Source organism: Pseudomonas sp. SDT291_1_S447 (assembly GCF_054070155.1).
Genome location: NZ_JBSVXS010000388.1, coordinates 1 through 236 on the forward strand (window position 1 = coordinate 1; position 236 = coordinate 236).

Below are 236 nucleotides of genomic sequence, written 5' to 3' on the forward strand. Positions count from 1 at the left end.
GTTACCGGTGTTCTATACCACCAGCAATGGCGTGAATGAGCAGCAAGCGCCTGAAACCTTGGTGAATGTGCATGTTGATCCATTGTTTGATCTTGATGCGCCGGTAATTGCCCATTCGCTGCACGGCGGGGCCAAACTTCTGACCTGTGAATCCCGGCCTGCCACTTGTCATGGCGTTCGCTGGACCATACCTATCGACTCGCGCATGCGGGTTGATGACAAAGTTCGGTTGTTTT

Annotated in this window: 1 pseudogene; it reads left to right on the forward strand. The window is 53.0% G+C overall.

The annotated features are described in order from the left end of the window. Positions 1–236, forward strand: a pseudogene (locus tag ACW9IR_RS30030) (hypothetical protein); the annotation flags it as partial.